Origin of the sequence: Belnapia sp. F-4-1, from assembly GCF_000802185.1 — a bacterium.
Lineage (GTDB): Bacteria > Pseudomonadota > Alphaproteobacteria > Acetobacterales > Acetobacteraceae > Belnapia.
Genome location: NZ_KN676113.1, coordinates 617,556 through 632,654 on the forward strand (window position 1 = coordinate 617,556; position 15,099 = coordinate 632,654).

At 71.2% G+C, this 15,099-nt stretch carries 14 protein-coding genes; 7 read left to right on the forward strand and 7 right to left on the reverse strand.

The features are described 5' to 3' along the window. Positions 1-141: 141 nt before the first annotated feature. Complete coding sequence (locus tag LH62_RS03175) at positions 142-900, reverse strand: class I SAM-dependent methyltransferase (protein WP_043359208.1); 759 nt, start codon at positions 898-900, stop codon at positions 142-144. Between the two features lie 41 nt (positions 901-941). Between LH62_RS03175 and mutM the strand changes: the two genes are divergently transcribed. The 7 genes from mutM (at position 942) to LH62_RS03210 (ending at position 8,698) form a co-directional block, all read left to right on the forward strand. Continuing rightward, positions 942-1,787 carry a bifunctional DNA-formamidopyrimidine glycosylase/DNA-(apurinic or apyrimidinic site) lyase gene (mutM, locus tag LH62_RS03180; protein WP_043359209.1) on the forward strand — a complete coding sequence of 282 codons (846 nt, stop codon included), beginning with the start codon at positions 942-944 and terminating at the stop codon, positions 1,785-1,787. 32 nt (positions 1,788-1,819) lie between these two features. Beyond that, complete coding sequence (locus LH62_RS03185; RefSeq protein WP_043359210.1) at positions 1,820-2,599, forward strand: enoyl-CoA hydratase; 780 nt, start codon at positions 1,820-1,822, stop codon at positions 2,597-2,599. Between the two features lie 126 nt (positions 2,600-2,725). After that, the gene (gene rpsT / locus LH62_RS03190; RefSeq protein WP_043359211.1) at positions 2,726-2,992 is read left to right on the forward strand and encodes a 30S ribosomal protein S20; all 267 of its coding nucleotides are present in this window, start codon (positions 2,726-2,728) and stop codon (positions 2,990-2,992) included. 334 nt (positions 2,993-3,326) lie between these two features. Beyond that, a complete protein-coding gene (dnaA, locus tag LH62_RS03195) occupies positions 3,327-4,739 on the forward strand; it encodes a chromosomal replication initiator protein DnaA (protein ID WP_043359213.1) in 1,413 nt (470 codons plus the stop codon). Positions 4,740-4,822: 83 nt separating this feature from the next. Continuing rightward, a complete protein-coding gene (gene dnaN / locus LH62_RS03200; RefSeq protein ID WP_043359215.1) occupies positions 4,823-5,950 on the forward strand; it encodes a DNA polymerase III subunit beta in 1,128 nt (375 codons plus the stop codon). Positions 5,951-6,029: 79 nt separating this feature from the next. Further along, positions 6,030-7,562 carry an MFS transporter gene (locus LH62_RS03205; RefSeq protein ID WP_082012321.1) on the forward strand — a complete coding sequence of 511 codons (1,533 nt, stop codon included), beginning with the start codon at positions 6,030-6,032 and terminating at the stop codon, positions 7,560-7,562. Beyond that, positions 7,559-8,698: an HlyD family secretion protein gene (locus LH62_RS03210; protein ID WP_052213652.1), complete on the forward strand. Its 1,140-nt coding sequence runs from the start codon at positions 7,559-7,561 to the stop codon at positions 8,696-8,698. Before LH62_RS03205 ends, LH62_RS03210 begins: the two co-directional genes overlap by 4 nt. Before the next feature lie 9 nt (positions 8,699-8,707). On the opposite strand, the gene LH62_RS03215 is transcribed toward LH62_RS03210, so the two are convergent. The 6 genes from LH62_RS03215 to LH62_RS03240 all read right to left on the reverse strand — a co-directional run bounded on the left by LH62_RS03215 (position 8,708) and on the right by LH62_RS03240 (position 14,958). Next, on the reverse strand, positions 8,708-9,649 hold the full coding sequence (locus LH62_RS03215; protein WP_043359219.1) for an N-carbamoyl-D-amino-acid hydrolase: 942 nt from the start codon (positions 9,647-9,649) through the stop codon (positions 8,708-8,710). Between the two features lie 136 nt (positions 9,650-9,785). Continuing rightward, positions 9,786-11,012: a cupin domain-containing protein gene (locus tag LH62_RS03220; RefSeq protein WP_043359221.1), complete on the reverse strand. Its 1,227-nt coding sequence runs from the start codon at positions 11,010-11,012 to the stop codon at positions 9,786-9,788. Positions 11,013-11,107: 95 nt separating this feature from the next. Beyond that, a complete protein-coding gene (locus LH62_RS03225; RefSeq protein WP_043359223.1) occupies positions 11,108-12,067 on the reverse strand; it encodes a tripartite tricarboxylate transporter substrate binding protein in 960 nt (319 codons plus the stop codon). Between the two features lie 11 nt (positions 12,068-12,078). Continuing rightward, positions 12,079-13,161, reverse strand: a complete 1,083-nt coding sequence (locus tag LH62_RS03230) for a TauD/TfdA family dioxygenase (protein ID WP_052213653.1) — start codon at positions 13,159-13,161, stop codon at positions 12,079-12,081. A gap of 52 nt (positions 13,162-13,213) precedes the next feature. Further along, positions 13,214-13,717, reverse strand: coding sequence for a YdcF family protein (locus LH62_RS03235; protein ID WP_043359225.1), 504 nt, complete (start codon positions 13,715-13,717; stop codon positions 13,214-13,216). Beyond that, a complete protein-coding gene (locus LH62_RS03240; protein ID WP_043359227.1) occupies positions 13,714-14,958 on the reverse strand; it encodes a methyltransferase in 1,245 nt (414 codons plus the stop codon). The genes LH62_RS03235 and LH62_RS03240 overlap by 4 nt, the downstream gene beginning before the upstream one ends. Positions 14,959-15,099 lie beyond the last annotated feature (141 nt).

Consider the following 15,099-nt stretch of genomic DNA (forward strand, 5'->3'; position numbering starts at 1 on the left):
ATAATAGTATACGTTACCCCTTTTTGCAGTGCAGCATGACAGATAAGAGGCTGACCTCATGCGTTTCCCGGATGAGTGGAAAACACCCGGGCGCGGTCATCTGCTCATTCACAGGATGGCTATCGGCTCACGCCGCCATGGCTACAACCGCCAGCCGGTATGGATGGCGACGATGCCGCCCGAGAGGTTGCGGTGCGCCACGCGCTCCAGCCCCGCCTCGCGCATCATGGCGGCGAGGCTCTCCTGGTCGGGGAACATGCGGATGCTCTCGGCAAGGTACTGGTAGCTCTCGGCATCGCGGGCGATGCGGGCGCCGAGGCGGGGCAGGACCTGAAAGGACCAGGCATCGTAGAGCGGAGCCAGCGCCGCGACCTCGACCCGACTGAATTCCAGGCAGTGGAAACGGCCGCCGGGACGGAGCACGCGGCGGGCCTCGCGGAGGACGGCCGGCTTGTCGGTGCAATTGCGCAGGCCGAAGGCGATCGAGACCTTCTCCACGCTGCGGTCGGGCAGCGGCAGTTGCTCGGCATCGGCGCAAAGGAAGGCGAGGCGGGTGGCATGGCCGCGGTCGAGCGCCCTGCCCTGCGCCACCTGGAGCATCGAGGGGTTGATGTCGGAAAGGATGACGCGGCCTGCCCCCGCCTCGAGCGCGCGGAAGGAGATGTCGCCGGTGCCGCCCGCGAGGTCGAGCAGCGCCTCTCGCGGCGAGGCGCCGATGGCGGCGACGAAGGCCGATTTCCAGGCGCGGTGCAGGCCGAGCGACATCAGGTCGTTCATCAGGTCGTAGCGCGGCGCCACGCTGTCGAAGACCTGGCGGACCATGCCCGCCTTCTCCTCGCGCCGCACCTCGCGGTAGCCGAAGTCGATGGTGTCGTCGGAAGGGGAGTTGCGTTCGGTCATGCGGGGCGCACCTTAGGGGCAGCGGAGCCGATGCGGAACCTATGCCTGAATTGCCCGAAGTCGAGACGGTGATGCGCGGCCTGGCCGTGGTGCTGAAGGGGCGGGTGATCCGGGCGGCCTCGATCAGCCGGCCGGACATGCGATGGCCCTTCCCCGAGGGGCTGGCGGCGCGGCTCGCCGGCAGCCGGGTAGAGGGATTCCGGCGGCGGGCCAAGTATATGCTGATGCGGCTCTCGGGCGGGGACTCCCTGCTGATCCATCTCGGCATGTCGGGGCGGATGGTGGCACGGCGCATCGAGGACCTGCCGAATGCGCCCATCGCCCATGAGCATTTCGCCATGGAGACCGAGGAGGGCATCCGCGTCGGCTTCGTCGACCCGCGGCGCTTCGGCAGCATCGACCTGGTACCGACCGCAAGCGAGGACAGCCACAGGCTGCTGGCGGGGCTGGGGCCGGAGCCGCTGGATGAGGCTTTCTCGCCCGCCGTGCTGAGCGTGGCGCTGGCGGGGAAGCAGACGCCGATCAAGGCAGCGCTGCTCGACCAGAAGGTCGTGGCCGGACTCGGCAACATCTATGTGTCGGAGGCGCTCTACCGGGCGCGCATCTCGCCGCGGCGGGTGGCGGCGAGCGTCGCAGGGGCGCGGACCGTCAGGCTGGTGCCGGCGATCAAGGCAGTGCTGGAGGAGAGCATCGAGGCCGGGGGCTCCTCGTTGCGCGACTACGTGCAGGCGGATGGGGGGATCGGCTTCTTCCAGGAACGCTTCAAGGTCTATGACCGGGAGGGGCTGCCCTGCGAGGCCTGCCCGGGGCCGCCCGAGTGCGCGGGCATCAAGCGGATCGTCCAGGCGGGCCGGGCCAGCTTTTATTGCCCACGGCTGCAGCGCTGATATCCTCCGCCATCAAGACGGAGGATGCGCCGATGGCCGAGTACGAGATGATCCTGACCGAGATGCAGGGCCGGGTGGCGCTGATCCGCCTCAACCGGCCGCAGGCGCTCAACGCCCTCTGCGACCAACTGATGGACGAGCTCGGTCAGGCGCTGCGCGGCTTCGACGCCGACCCGGCGGTGGCGGCGGTCGTCATCACCGGCAGCGAGAAGGCCTTCGCGGCCGGCGCCGACATCAAGGAGATGCAGTCCCGCACCTATCCGGCGGTCTATCTGGACGACTTCATCGGCAAGCGATGGGAGGCCGTGACCTATGTCCAGAAGCCGGTGATCGCGGCGGTCGCGGGCTATGCGCTCGGCGGCGGCTGCGAACTGGCGATGATGTGCGACATGATCATCGCGGCCGAGAACGCCAAATTCGGCCAGCCCGAGATCAACCTCGGCGTCATCCCCGGCGCGGGCGGGACGCAGCGGCTGACGCGGGCCATCGGCAAGGCGAAGGCGATGGACCTCGTGCTCACCGCGCGGATGATGGACGCGCAGGAGGCCGAGCGCTCCGGCCTCGTCGCCCGGATCGTGCCGACGGCGGATGTGGTGGCGGAGGCGGTGAAGGTCGGAGAGAAGATCGCCACGCTCTCGGCACCCGCCGTGGCGGTGGCGAAGGAGGCCGTGAACCGCGCCTTCGAGACGACGTTGGCCGAGGGGGTGAAATTCGAGCGCCGGGCCTTCCAGGCGCTCTTCGCCACCGAGGACCAGAAGGAGGGCATGGCCGCCTTCGCCGAGAAGCGGAAGCCGGCTTTCCGGAATCGCTAGAAGGGCTTGCGTCGCTTGACGTGGCGCGCGGGGCGGGGGTAGAAGCCCCTTCCTCGCGCAGCCCGGGCCGTCGGCCAGGGCATGCGGACCTGCTTTCACCCCTGCCCGAGTTGAAGATACACCGCTATGGCGAACACGGCTTCCGCCCGCAAACGCATCCGTCAGACCGAGAAGCGGACGATCCGCAACCGTGCGCGGCGTTCGCGGGTGCGGACCTTCCTCCGCAAGGTGGAAACGGCCATCGCTACCGGCGACAAAGCCCAGGCGCAGGAAGCCCTCAAGTCGGCCCAGCCCGAGCTGCAGCGCGCGGCGACCAAGGGCGTGCTGCACAGCAACACGGTGGCGCGGAAGCTTTCCCGCCTTTCGGCGCGGATCAAGTCGATCGGCGCCTGACGCCGGCCCGACCACGGCAGGCGCTTCGTCACCACCCGTGTGACGATCTCACGCAAAATCGATGACTGGTTCCGGCAAATAACGATCTTTTGCCGGAACCCTTTTGCTTGCGCCTGTGTTCAAGCGATAGTCGGTCGCCGGCGCCTGAGCGAAAGTTGCTATTGTCGCGGCGTTTAGGCCCGCGGTATCATCCCGCCCGTCGGATCGACGTGCGGCCCAGCCATCCATTTTCCGGCAGCACAGACCCGAAACGCCGCGCAGGTCCGCACCCTTGCGCGACCCATCGGCTGGCGACTGCTGGCTTTCGTATGGATCGAACAGGAGGCCGGCCCGCTTGCCACCCCAATCTTCCGGAGAGTTGGCTGCCGGCTGGGCCCGCATCCGCGGCCGCCTGCGCGAAGAAGTCGGCGAGGTCGAATACCGCACCTGGCTGCGTCAGATGACGCTCGCTGGCGTGGAGGGCGAGGATGCCGTCATCCTCCTCCCCACCCGCTTCCTGCGCGACTGGGTGAACAGCCATTATGGCGACCGCCTGCGTGCGCTCTGGCAGGCGGAATACCCGGAGGTGCGGCGTGTCGACATCCGCGTCTCCGCTAGCCCGCCGCCCGAGGCGGTGCTGGCCGGTGCGGAGGAGCGCGCAGGCGTCGATGGGCGGGGCCTCGCCGAGCCGCTGGCGCCGCGGGCGGCGGAGCCGCGCATGGCGCCCGAGCCGCGCTCCGACTGGGTGGTGCCGCTCGAGGCGCGCTTCACCTTCGACACCTTCGTGGTCGGCAAGCCGAACGAGTTCGCCCATGCCTGCGCGCGGCGCGTTTCGGAGAAGCCGGCGAGCCCGGGCTTCAACCCGCTCTTCCTTTATGGCGGCGTGGGCCTGGGCAAGACGCACCTGATGCATGCGACGGCCTGGGCGATCCGCGCCCATGATCCGCAGCGGACCGTGGCCTACATGTCCGCAGAAAAATTCATGTATCGCTTCATCGCGGCGCTGCGCTCCCAGAATACCATGGAGTTCAAGGAGACGCTCCGCGCCGTCGACGTGCTGATGATCGACGACCTGCAGTTCCTGATCGGCAAGGACAATACGCAGGAGGAATTCTTCCACACCTTCAATGCGCTGGTCGATCAGGGCAAGCAGATCATCGTTTCCTCCGACAAGTCGCCTTCCGACCTGGCGGGGATCGAGGACCGGCTGCGGACGCGGCTCGGCTGCGGGATGGTCGCCGACATCCATGCGACGACCTATGAGCTGCGCCTTTCCATCCTGCAGGCCAAGGCCGCCTCGGCGCAGGTGGTGGTGCCGCCCAAGGTGCTGGAATTGCTGGCGAACAAGATCACCACCAATGTCCGCGAGCTGGAGGGGGCGCTGAACCGGCTGGTGGCGCATGCCAACCTCTTCGGCCGGCCGATCACCATCGACAGCGCCCATGAGGTGCTGCACGACGTGCTCCGCGCCCATGAGAAGCGGGTCTCGATCGAGGAGATCCAGAAGAAGGTCGCCGAGCACTACAACATCCGCCTGACCGACATGAGCAGCGCGCGCCGGGCCCGGAACGTCGCCCGGCCGCGGCAGGTGGCGATGTACCTGGCGAAGCAGCTGACCCAGCGGAGCCTGCCCGAGATCGGCCGGCGCTTCGGCAACCGGGACCACACCACGGTGATGCATGCCGTCTCCCGCATCGCCGAGCTGATGGAGGCCGATGCCGGCTTCGCCGAGGACGTGGCGCTGCTGAGGAAGATGCTGGAAACCTGAGAAATCCGCCGCTTACCCTTGCGAATCAAGGCTGTTAGTATGAGGCCTGGAATCGTTGCGGGTGTCGGGGGAGCCTGGGTCAGATGAAGTTCACGGTTGAACGGGCGATCCTCATCAAGGCGCTCGCCCATGTGCAGAGCGTGGTCGAGCGCCGCAACACCATCCCCATCCTCGCCAATGTCCTGCTCTCCGCCCAGGACGGCCTGCTGAAGCTGACGGCGACCGATATGGAGATCGCCGTGGTCGAGGAAGTGCCGGGGGTGCAGGTGGCCCGGCCCGGGCGCACCACGGCGCCGGCGGCGACCCTCTACGAGATCGTCCGCAAGCTGCCCGAGGGTGCCAAGGTGGAGCTCGACCATGCCGGGGGCGATGCGGCCCTGAAGCTCCGGGCCGGGCGGTTCAATACGGACCTCTCCGTGCTGCCGGTGGAGGACTTCCCCTCCATGACGGAGGGCAAGCTGCCGCACCAGTTCGCCCTCTCCGCCGGGCAGCTGCGGGAGCTGGTCGATCGCACCCGCTTCGCCATCAGCACGGAGGAGACGCGCTACTACCTCAACGGCATCTACCTGCATGCCACGGAGAGCGAGGGCTCCCCCGTGCTGCGGGCAGTCGCGACGGACGGGCACCGGCTGGCCCGGGTCGAGGAGCCGCTGCCGGATGGCGCCGCCGGCATCCCGGGCGTCATCATCCCGCGCAAGACCGTCAACGAGCTGCGCAAGCTCGCCGAGGAAACGCAGGAGGAGATCACCATCCGCCTGTCGGACACCAAAATCCGCTTCGACATCGGCGCGGTGCAGCTCACCAGCAAGCTGATCGACGGCACCTTCCCGGAATACGACCGCGTGATCCCGCGCGGGAACGATAAGATCCTGCGCGTGCAGAAGCGGGAATTCGCCGAGGCCGTGGGGCGCGTCGCCGCCATCAGCTCGGAGCGCTCGCGGCCGGTGAAGCTTTCGCTCGACCGCAACCGCCTGCTGCTCTCGGCCACCTCCGCCGAGCAGGGTCAGGCGCAGGAGGAGCTGGACGACGAGGTGGTGAAGTATGACAGCTCGCCGCTCGAGATCGGCTTCCAGGCGCGCTACCTCAACGACATCACCGACCAGATCGCCGACATGGTGGAGTTCCGCTTCGCCGACGGCAGCGCGCCGACGGTGGTGACGGATGCGGCGAAGCCGGAAGCGCTCTACGTGCTGATGCCCATGCGCGTCTGAGGGGCGGCGAAGGACCTGCCCCTGCCTTGCTGCCCGTGACCCGCCGCCCAGGCCTCGGCCGGGCGGCGCTGCCCGCCCCATGAGCCCGATGGCCGCCGCCTGGCGCGGCCTTGCCTGCACCGGGATCGCCGCGTTGCTTGGCGGGCTGTCGGGGCAGGTGCATGGGCTGGCGGCCGCCGATCTCGGCGGCGCGCTCGGGCTCTCGGCCGACGAGGCTTCCTGGGTGACGACGGCGGGCGCGGCCACCGAGGGTGCCGCGGTGCTGGTCGCCGCCCCGCTCTTCGCCGCGTTCGGCGCGCGGCGGATGGTGCTCGCCGGGGCGCTGGGCGGTGGCCTTGCGGCGCTGCCCGGCTGGCTCGACCTGCCGCCCGAGGCGGCATTGCTGGGCCGGCTGCTCGGCGGCTTCGCCATCGGCCTGCTGCCGGTGACCATGATGGTCTGGGCCATGCGCAACTTCCCGGCGCCGCAGCGGCCGTTGCCGTTGATGCTCTTCGCCCTCGCCTCCTCCCTGCCCTCGGCCTTCGCCGCCTCGGTGGCGGGGCTGGCGACGCTGCATCTCGGCGGGCGGGCCGGGTTCCTCTTCGACCTCGCCTGGACCGGGCCCCTGGCGCTCCTCGCCCTCTGGCTGCTGCCGCGGGAGGAGGCGAAGCCAGGGCTGCTCGCCACGCTGGACTGGGCCGGCTACCTGCTGCTCGCCGGCGGGACGGCGATGCTGGTTGTCGTGCTGTCGCAGGGCGAGCGGCGCTTCTGGCTGGCAACGCCCTTCATGCTGCCGCTGACGGCCTTCGGCAGCGCCCTCGCCGCGCTCGCCGTCGCGCGCCTGCTGGCCTCGCCACATCCCTGGCTCGACCTCCGCCTGCTGCGCATCCCGAGCTTCGCGGTCGGGCTGGCGGAGGCGGTCTCGCTGCGCTTCGCCCTCATGCTCGGCGCCTTCGCCGCGCCGCAGGCCCTGCTGCGGCTGCAAGGCCTGCGCCCGGAGCAGGCGGGGGAAGCAGTGCTCTGGCTGGCGGCCGGGCAGGCGCTCGGCTTCCCGCTGGCTTGGCTGTGGCTGCGACGGCCGGGCGCGGATGGGCGCTGGGCGCTTGCCCTCGGCCTCGCCGCCTTTAGCGGGGCGGCGCTGTGGGGGGCGATGATCGATCCGCGCTGGAGCGTGCCGGAATTCGTCCCGATGCTGGCGCTGGCCGGCCTGGGCCAGGGCCTCTTCCTCACCGCCGTGCTGCGCTTCGCAACCGCCGAAGTGCCGGCGACGGGTGGCTCCACGGCGGCCGGGCTGTTCAACCTCAGCCGCGTCCTCGGCCAGGCGGGGGCGGCGGCGATGCTCGGCGCGCTGCTCCGGCTGCGCGAGGGCTTCCACTCCGCCCGGCTGGTGCAGGAGGTGACGCCGGCGAGCCAGGCGGCGGCCGAGCGGATGGCGGAGCTCGGCACCCTCTATGGCAGCGTCACCACCGATGCCGGGGCGGCGGCCTCCGCGGCGCTCGCCCGCCTCGCCGCCGAGGCCTCGGCCCAGGCCTATGCGCTGGCCTTCGGCGATGTCTTCCTCGGCATCGCGGCTGTGCTCGCCGTGGCCGCCCTGCTCATCCCGCTGCTGCCGCGGCTCGGGGATCGTCCATGAGTGCCCTGCGCCGCTTGGGGGTCGTGCTGGCCCTCGTCATCGCCCTGGCCGCGCTCGGCTGGTATGGCTGGCGGGCCTGGGACGGGTCGCGTGCCGTGCAATCCACCGAGGATGCCTATGTGCGGGGCGACATCACTGCCCTCTCGCCGCGCGTCTCCGGCTATGCGGTCGAGATCACGGCCGATGACAACGAGGCGGTGACGGCGCGCCAGGTGCTCGTCCGGCTCGACCCGCGCGACTACCAGGCGGCGGTGGACCGGGCCGAGGCGCAGGTGCGGCAGGCGATCTCGCAGCTCGCCCGCGCCGAGGTACAGCGGCAGAACCAGCAGCTGCAGATTACCTCGGCCGAGGCGGCGCTCGGCTCCGCCCAGGCCCAGGCGCAGCGCAACGGCATCGACCTTTCGCGCGCACGGGAGCTGCGGGCGACCGGCGCCGGCACCCAGGCGCGGCTCGACGATGCGACCGCGGCCGACCAGGCGACGCGCGCCACGGCGCTGGAGGCCAAGGCCAATCTCGACCTGCAACGCCAGACCCTGCAGCAGGTCGATGCGGATGCGCTGGTGGCGCGGGCGACGCTGGCCGCGGCGCGGGCCTCGCTTGCCTCGGCTCGCATCGCCCTCGAGGATACCGAGGTCTGGGCGCCCATCGACGGCATCGTCGCCAACCGGCGGACGCGCGTCGGCGAGTATGTCGCGGTGGGGACGCGGATGCTTTCCATCGTCCCGCTCGATGGGCTCTGGATCGAGGCGAATTTCCGCGAGACGCAGATGGAGCGGATGGCGCCCGGCCAGCCCGTGGCCTTCCGCCTGGATCGCTACCCGCGCCTCCGGCTCTGCGGCTATGTGGAGTCGGTCGGTCCGGCCTCGGGCAGCGAGTTCGCGCTGATCCCGGCCGACAACGCGACGGGCAATTTCACCAAGATCGTGCGGCGCTTCCCCGTCCGCCTCAGGCCGAACGCGACCGAGCCGAATGCCGGGCTGCTGCGGCCGGGCATGTCGGCGGTGGTGCGGGTGGGCGTCGGCGAGGCCGAGGTGGCGGGCTGCCGCTTCGATGCGGCGCGCGCCCGGCGGCCGCCGAGCCTGCCGCGGCAGCCGCTGCGTCCCGGGCTCGACCCAGCGCCGGGTTCCGGCCGGTAGGGGCCGCGATTACCGCGGCGGCTCCGCGCCCACCTGCTCGACGATGCGGCGGTAATGCTCCGGCCGGCGATGGGCGGCGAAGTTGAACATCTTCTCCTTGCCCTGGCGGCAGAGGTCGAGGTCGCAATCGGCCACCAGCACCTCGTCGCCGAGCGTCTTCGCCTGTGCCACGACCACCCCGTTCGGATCGACGATGACGGAGCCGCCGATGAGGCCCGAGCCGTCCTCGTTCCCGGCCTTCGCCACGGCGACCGCCCAGGTGGCGTTCATGTAGGCATTGGCCTGCGCGGCCAGGACCGAGTGGAAGGTGCGGAGCTCCTCGTTCTCGGTCGTGCCGCCATTCGGGTCGTAGGCGGCCGAGTTGTAGCCGAGCACCATCAGCTCCATCCCCTGCAGGGCGTAGACGCGCCAGGCCTCCGGCCAGCGGCGGTCGTTGCAGATCAGCATGCCCATGACCGGCGAGCCCCATGCGGCCGGGCCGCGGAAGGCGGGGAAGCCGAGGTCGCCGTATTCGAAGTAGCGCTTCTCCAGCTGCTGGAAACGGTCGCCCGCGCGGGGCTCGACCGAGCCCGGCAGGTGGACCTTGCGGTACTTGGCGAGGATCGCGCCGTCCGGCCCGGTGGTGATGGCGGCGTTGAAGCGCTGCCCGTCCGGCGTCCGCTCTGCATAGCCGACATAGAAGCCGACGCCGAGCGCGCGCGCCCGGTCGAACAGCGTCTGCACCTGCGGGTTGGGCATCGCGCCCTCGTAATACTGGTCGAGCTCCGCGCCCTCGATCAGCCAGCGCGGGAAGAAGGTGGTGAAGGCGAGTTCGGGGAAGACCACCAGCTTCGCCCCCTGCCCCGCCGCCTGCTCCAGCAGCGCGATCATGCGGGCGAGGATGGCCTCGCGGCTGTCGGCGCGCTGGTTGGGACCCATCTGCGCGGCGGCAAGGCGAAGGATGCGGGACATGGCAAGGCTACCTCTGGGCCGGGCGGTGCGGCGCACCGCTGAACGGCCGCAGAAGGCGCCGGATCGGCTGGCATTTCAATGCCCTTCCGCGCAACGAGCCGCTGCGCGGAAGGGCGCGGCGCGGCGCCTCGCCGGGTCAGGCCGGCTTCACCGGTTCCTTATCCCTCGGCAGCCGCGCCAGCGCGCCGTCCGGCAGGCGGAGATGCGCCTGCACCAGGGCCTGCGGCGTCACCGCCGCCCACTGGTTCAGCGAGATGTCGGCATAGTGGTCGCTCTTGAAGATCTCGAGGAAGCGGAGCGGCCCGCTGCCGGTGTTCTCGATGTAGTGGCCCATCGCGTAGGGCACGTAGCCGACGTCGCCGGCGCGGTAGTCGAAGGTGCGGGCATGTTCCTCCGGCCCGACGACGCCCATGCGTCCCTCGCCCTCGAGGTAGTACTGCCACTCGTCGCCGTTCGGGTGCCAGTGCAGCTCGCGCAGCCCGCCCGGCTCCAGCTCCACCAGCGCGGCGGCGATGGTCTTCGAGGCGGGGAAGTGCGAGCTGTCGGTGATGCGGACATTGCCGCCGCGGCCGCTCGCCGCCGGCTCCTGCGCCGTCATGCGGTGGCTGAAGCCCACCGGCACCTTTTCGACGCTCCGGGGAATCTCGGCCTGCATGGCGGCCGGCATCGGCGCGTCGAAGATGTAGAGGTGCTCCTTCGGCAGATTCTCGAAGGCGCTTTCCGGCAGGCCGAAATTCTTCGCCAGGACGGAGCGCGGCACATGCTTCACCCAGTCGGTCAGCATGAAGGTGCTGTCCTCGGAGAAAGCGCCGTTGTCGAAGACGAGGAGGAACTCGCAGCCGTCGTCCTGCAGCCCCTGGATGGAATGCGGGATGCCAGGCGGGAAGTACCAGAGGTCGCCGGCCGAGACGTCGTCGATGAACCAGCGCCCCCGCTCGTCGACCGCGGTGATGCGAGCCTTCCCGGCGATCATGAAGGCCCACTCGGCCTCCTTGTGCCAGTGCAGCTCCCGTGCGCCGCCGGCATTGAGCCGCATGTTGACGCCGGCCATGGATGTCGAGATCGGCAGCTCGCGCGTGGTGATCTCGCGCGTCCAACCGCCGGATTCGAGGCGCCGGTGCGCGTCGGAATAGGCGAAGCGGAGGTTGGGCAGCGTGCCGTGGTCAGTCGAGGGTGGCGTCAGGAGATCCGGGTTCTGACCCTGCCGTGCCTCGTTCTGCGGGCCGAGGATCCGGTGGCGCGGGTCGGATGCCGGGGCATTCGGCGTGCCCGCGGGGGCTGGGCCCTGGGCGCGGGCTGCCTGGGCGGCGAGCAAGCCGCCGGCCGCGGCGCCGATCGCGCCGCGACGGGAAAATGCATCCATGGTCACGCACCTCCTAACCTGGGGACCTGGCTGTAGCGCGGGCCCCGGGATGGAAGTCGCGGAGTGAAAGGAGTTTCATCCGCCGCTAACCGGGTTCAGTTCGCAGCGGTGATCAGCCCGGCGGCGGCGGCCTCGGCCCAGCGGCGGTTGTCGCGCTCGAGGAAGGCCGCGAAGTCGGTGGGGCCGAGCGTCGCCAGGTCGGCGCCGAGTTCGGCGAGGCGCTGGCCGATGGCAGGCTTCGCCAGCGCGGCCTGCACCGCGGCGAAGACGCGCGCCGCCAGCGCTGGCGGCAGGCCGGGCGGGCCGTACAGGCCGTACCAGCCGTTGAATTCGTAGCCGGCGAGCCCGGCCTCCTGCATCGTCGGCACCTGCGGCAGCAGGGCGGAGCGGCGGGCCGAGGTGACGGCGAGCACCTTCACCGCGCCGCTCGCCACATGCTGGAGCACGGCGACGGTGCTGGTGGTGGCGAGCGGGATGTGGCCGGCGACTAGGTCGTTCAGCTGCGGCCCGCTGCCGCGATAGGGCACCTCGATCAGCCGGATACCGACCTGGCGGGCGAAGGAGTTGCCGGCATAGCTGGTCGCCGCCTCGGTGGAGCCGAAGGCGATGCCGCCGGGCCGGGCCTTCGCCGCGGCGATGAGTCCGGCGATGTCGCCATAGGGCTGCCCGCCATGCGCGGCGAGCACCAGCGGATAGCCGGAAAGCATCGAGACCGGGGCGAAGTCCTTGACGGGGTCGAAGGGAATGGCCGGCATGGCATACCGGTTGATGACATGCGCGCCGGTCGCCACCATCAGCATGTGGCCATCGGGCGGCGAGCGCTGGACGTATTCGGCGCCGACCACGCCATTGGCGCCGGCGCGGTTCTCGACGACGACGGGGTGGCCGATCGCCTCGCGCATCCCCTCGGCGAGGGCGCGGGCGAAGATGTCGGTGCCGCCGCCCGGCGCATAGGGGACGATGATGGTGACGGGGCGGCTGGGCCAGGCGGGCTGTGCCCGGGCGCTGCCGGCCAGCAACGCGGCGGCGAGGGCGGTGCGGCGGGTGAGGGTCATCGGCCCGCTCCTCAGTAGGGGGTGTCGCGCATGCCGAGCGCGGCGGCGGCGCGGGCCTGCCAGGCGGCGAGGCCAGGCGGCAGGTTCTGCCCCTTGAAGCCGCCGCGCACGCTGCCGGGGGCCGTGCTCTTGTAGACCTCCTGCATCGCGTCGCAGAGCGGGCGGCCCTCCGGCACGGCGAGCCAGAGGCGAAGCAGGTGGCGCTTCCGCTCCGGCTCCTCGAAATCCTCGTAATGGGTGCGGCTGTGGATCAGGACGTGGTTGTTGACGAGCTGCAGGTCGCCCGGCTCCAGCCACATCGAGAAGCAGAAGGCGTCGCTGCTCGCCATCTCCTGGATGGCATCGAGCGCCTCGTGCTGCCGCTCCGAGAGGCGCGGCTCGCCCTCGATCTGCTGCGTCGCGCGGATGTGGTTGCGGATGTAGCGGGCGGCGAAGTGGCCGTCCTGCAGGCTGTAGACGGGCGCCATGTAGGTCGGCGTCTCGTCGGCCGCTTCCTCCTTCTGCCGGCTATGGGGGAGGAGGCCGTAGAGCGTCTCGACCAGTTCCGGCCGCTCGGCCAGCAGCGCGTCATGGATGGCGACCGAACTGGCGAGGCGGCTGAGGCCGCCGCTCCGCGCCGTCTTCAGGCACAGCAGGGCGACGACGTCGCTGCCATCGGTGTGAAAGTCGAGCTCGGCATTGGTGTTGTAGCCGCGGCCGCCATGGCCGCGATAGGTGCCGCCGGCATCGCGCACGTCGGACATCAGCTGGCTCGCCTTGCCCTGCGGCCGGGCGACGCCGAGATGCGTGCCGATCGCCCAGAACAGCAGCCGCGCCTCCTCCGGCGTGTAGTCGCCGACCGGGATGCCGCGCAGGGTGCGGAAGCCGATGCCCCCCTCCAGTTCCCGCGCCGCCTCGGCCAGCACGGCGCCGAAAGGGCCGAGGGGAAAGTCCTCGCGGGTGATATCCAGCATCGGCTTGCCCGTTGCCTGGAGGCGGCGGAAGGCGCTTCGCAGATCCTCGATCTCGGCGGGCGCAAGCGGGCGGAGCCAGGCGCCGGATGCTTCGAGCGCAGCCGGCCGCCAGGCCGCCGCGGTTGCGATGGGCTGGATCATTCTTGGTTCTCCTCCGGAAGGGAGGATGGCAAGGCGGGAGGGGGCTGTCGAGCTACCGGCCGCGCAGCCGGTGCCAGAGCGCCAGCCCGGCATCGTAGGGAATGGCCGGCACCTCGCGCAGCCGCCAGTACCAGCGGCGCCGCCAGCCCTCGGCCCCGGCGGAGCCGCCGATCGGCACCGGGCGTGCCGGCATGCCCATGACCCGCAGCAGCAGCAGGCAGCGCGGCAGGTGGAAGCGGCTGGTCGCGGCCAGGACCGGGCCGGCATGGCCGAGGCGCCGCAGCAGGGCGGCGCTGGCGAGCGCGGAGGAGAGCGTGTCGGTGCCCGTCGGCTCCTCGACGATGCTGCCGGCGGGCACGCCGAGGGATTGCAGCAGCTCCGACATGACATGGCTCTCGGCGGGGCCGAAGCGGCCCTGCGCGCCGGTCGGGATGTAGAGCGGGTCCGCGAGCCGGGCGCCGAAGCGGGCGGCGGCCTCGACGCGGCGGCGGAGCGTCGGGCTGGCGCTGCCATCGGGGCGGACGGCGGCGCCGAAGATGATGATCGCCGCCCTCACGCCGGGGCAGCGATCAGCAGGCGGTTCATCGCCTCCATGCTCTGGCGGAGGGCGGCGAGGTCCCGCCAGAAGGCCTCGCGGGAGACGCCGTTGGCCGCCAGCTCGTCGGCGATGGCGCCGAAGCTGCGGCGGCCATCGACGCGCTGGAGGATGGCGCCGGCAAGGCGCGGCAGCGGCAGGTTCACCCGCAGCCCGTCGAAGGTGACAGGCAGCGTGCCGTCGCGGGGCAGGCCCTTCGCCAGGGCGGCGCCGTCCATCTCGCGGAGGGTGGGGACGGAAGCCGGGTCCTCCCAGGGGCGCTCCGGCTCGGCCTCGTCGGCGCGGCGGCAGTAGAGGATGTGGATGCCCATATTGCCGGTGATGGCCTCGGCCAAGGCCGCACGCTCGATCGGCGTCATCGTGGCGGTCCGGGCGCGGAGGCGTGGGTCGGGCAGGTAGGCGTCCGGGTCATAGCGCACCGGCTCCACCCAGCAGGCGATGCGGAGGCCGGCCTCGGCGACCAGCGCGGCAAGGTCGGGGACGGTATAGGCGCGGTCGCGGGGGTTCAGCAGCAGGTCGTAGAGCCCGGCATCGCCGCCCGAGATGTGGTCGGTCAGCCAGGGGTTGCGCTTCAGCCAGGCGGTCTCCGGCACCTGGCGCCAGAGCCGGCGGGCGATGTCGATCCGCGCGGGCGGCGCCTCGCTATCGGGTGCGAGCAGGCGGAGCGCGTCCTGGAGCATGTAGACGCCGGTGCGGCCATGCGGGGCATAGACCATCAGCCCGATGCCGCCGCCCGGCGCCAGCACGGACGTCAGGGAGCAGAGCCCGGCCAGCGGGTCCGGCAGGTGGTGCAGCACGCCGCAGCAGTCGATGTAGTCGAAGGGGCCGAGGCCGCTCCCCGGCAGGTCGAGCAGGGAGCCGTTCTCGAAGCGGATGTTGCCGAGCTTGCGGGCGGCGGCGCGGCCATCGGCGATTCGGCGGGCGGCGGCGCTGCGGTCGAGCCAGGTGACCTCGCCGGGGCGGCCGGCCCAGGCCATCTGCTGCGCCAGCATGATGGTGCCGTCGCCCGTCCCGCCGCCGGCGAAGAGGGCGCGCAATGGGACCGAAGCTGGCCGGCGGCTCCCGAAGATCCAGTGGTCGATCTCGCGGAGATGGCTCGGGCTGCCGACGATCAGGCGGCGGGCCTCCTCCCGCGGGTCGCGGGCGGGGTAGGGAAAGGCCTCGTACTGGGCGGCCAGATGCCGGTCGGGAGCGTCGGTCATGGCCGGGTTGCATAAGGCGGGGCGCGCCGGGGCACCAGCCCGGTTGCTGCGGCGCGGCGGCGGGCCTATCTAGCGGCCAAGACCGCTTCCCCCGCGGCCTCACCTTCATCCGACCTCCGCCGACCCGGCGCCGCCTCCCCC

Bases quoted from the DNA above. Each gene is read 5' to 3' on its own strand.
- LH62_RS03175 (WP_043359208.1), bottom strand. From the start codon at position 900: ATGACCGAACGCAACTCCCCTTCCGACGACACCATCGACTTCGGCTAC.
- mutM (WP_043359209.1), top strand. From the start codon at position 942: ATGCCTGAATTGCCCGAAGTCGAGACGGTGATGCGCGGCCTGGCCGTG.
- LH62_RS03185 (WP_043359210.1), top strand. From the start codon at position 1,820: ATGGCCGAGTACGAGATGATCCTGACCGAGATGCAGGGCCGGGTGGCG.
- rpsT (WP_043359211.1), top strand. From the start codon at position 2,726: ATGGCGAACACGGCTTCCGCCCGCAAACGCATCCGTCAGACCGAGAAG.
- dnaN (WP_043359215.1), top strand. From the start codon at position 4,823: ATGAAGTTCACGGTTGAACGGGCGATCCTCATCAAGGCGCTCGCCCAT.
- LH62_RS03205 (WP_082012321.1), top strand. From the start codon at position 6,030: ATGAGCCCGATGGCCGCCGCCTGGCGCGGCCTTGCCTGCACCGGGATC.
- LH62_RS03210 (WP_052213652.1), top strand. From the start codon at position 7,559: ATGAGTGCCCTGCGCCGCTTGGGGGTCGTGCTGGCCCTCGTCATCGCC.
- LH62_RS03215 (WP_043359219.1), bottom strand. From the start codon at position 9,649: ATGTCCCGCATCCTTCGCCTTGCCGCCGCGCAGATGGGTCCCAACCAG.
- LH62_RS03220 (WP_043359221.1), bottom strand. From the start codon at position 11,012: ATGGATGCATTTTCCCGTCGCGGCGCGATCGGCGCCGCGGCCGGCGGC.
- LH62_RS03225 (WP_043359223.1), bottom strand. From the start codon at position 12,067: ATGACCCTCACCCGCCGCACCGCCCTCGCCGCCGCGTTGCTGGCCGGC.
- LH62_RS03230 (WP_052213653.1), bottom strand. From the start codon at position 13,161: ATGATCCAGCCCATCGCAACCGCGGCGGCCTGGCGGCCGGCTGCGCTC.
- LH62_RS03240 (WP_043359227.1), bottom strand. From the start codon at position 14,958: ATGACCGACGCTCCCGACCGGCATCTGGCCGCCCAGTACGAGGCCTTT.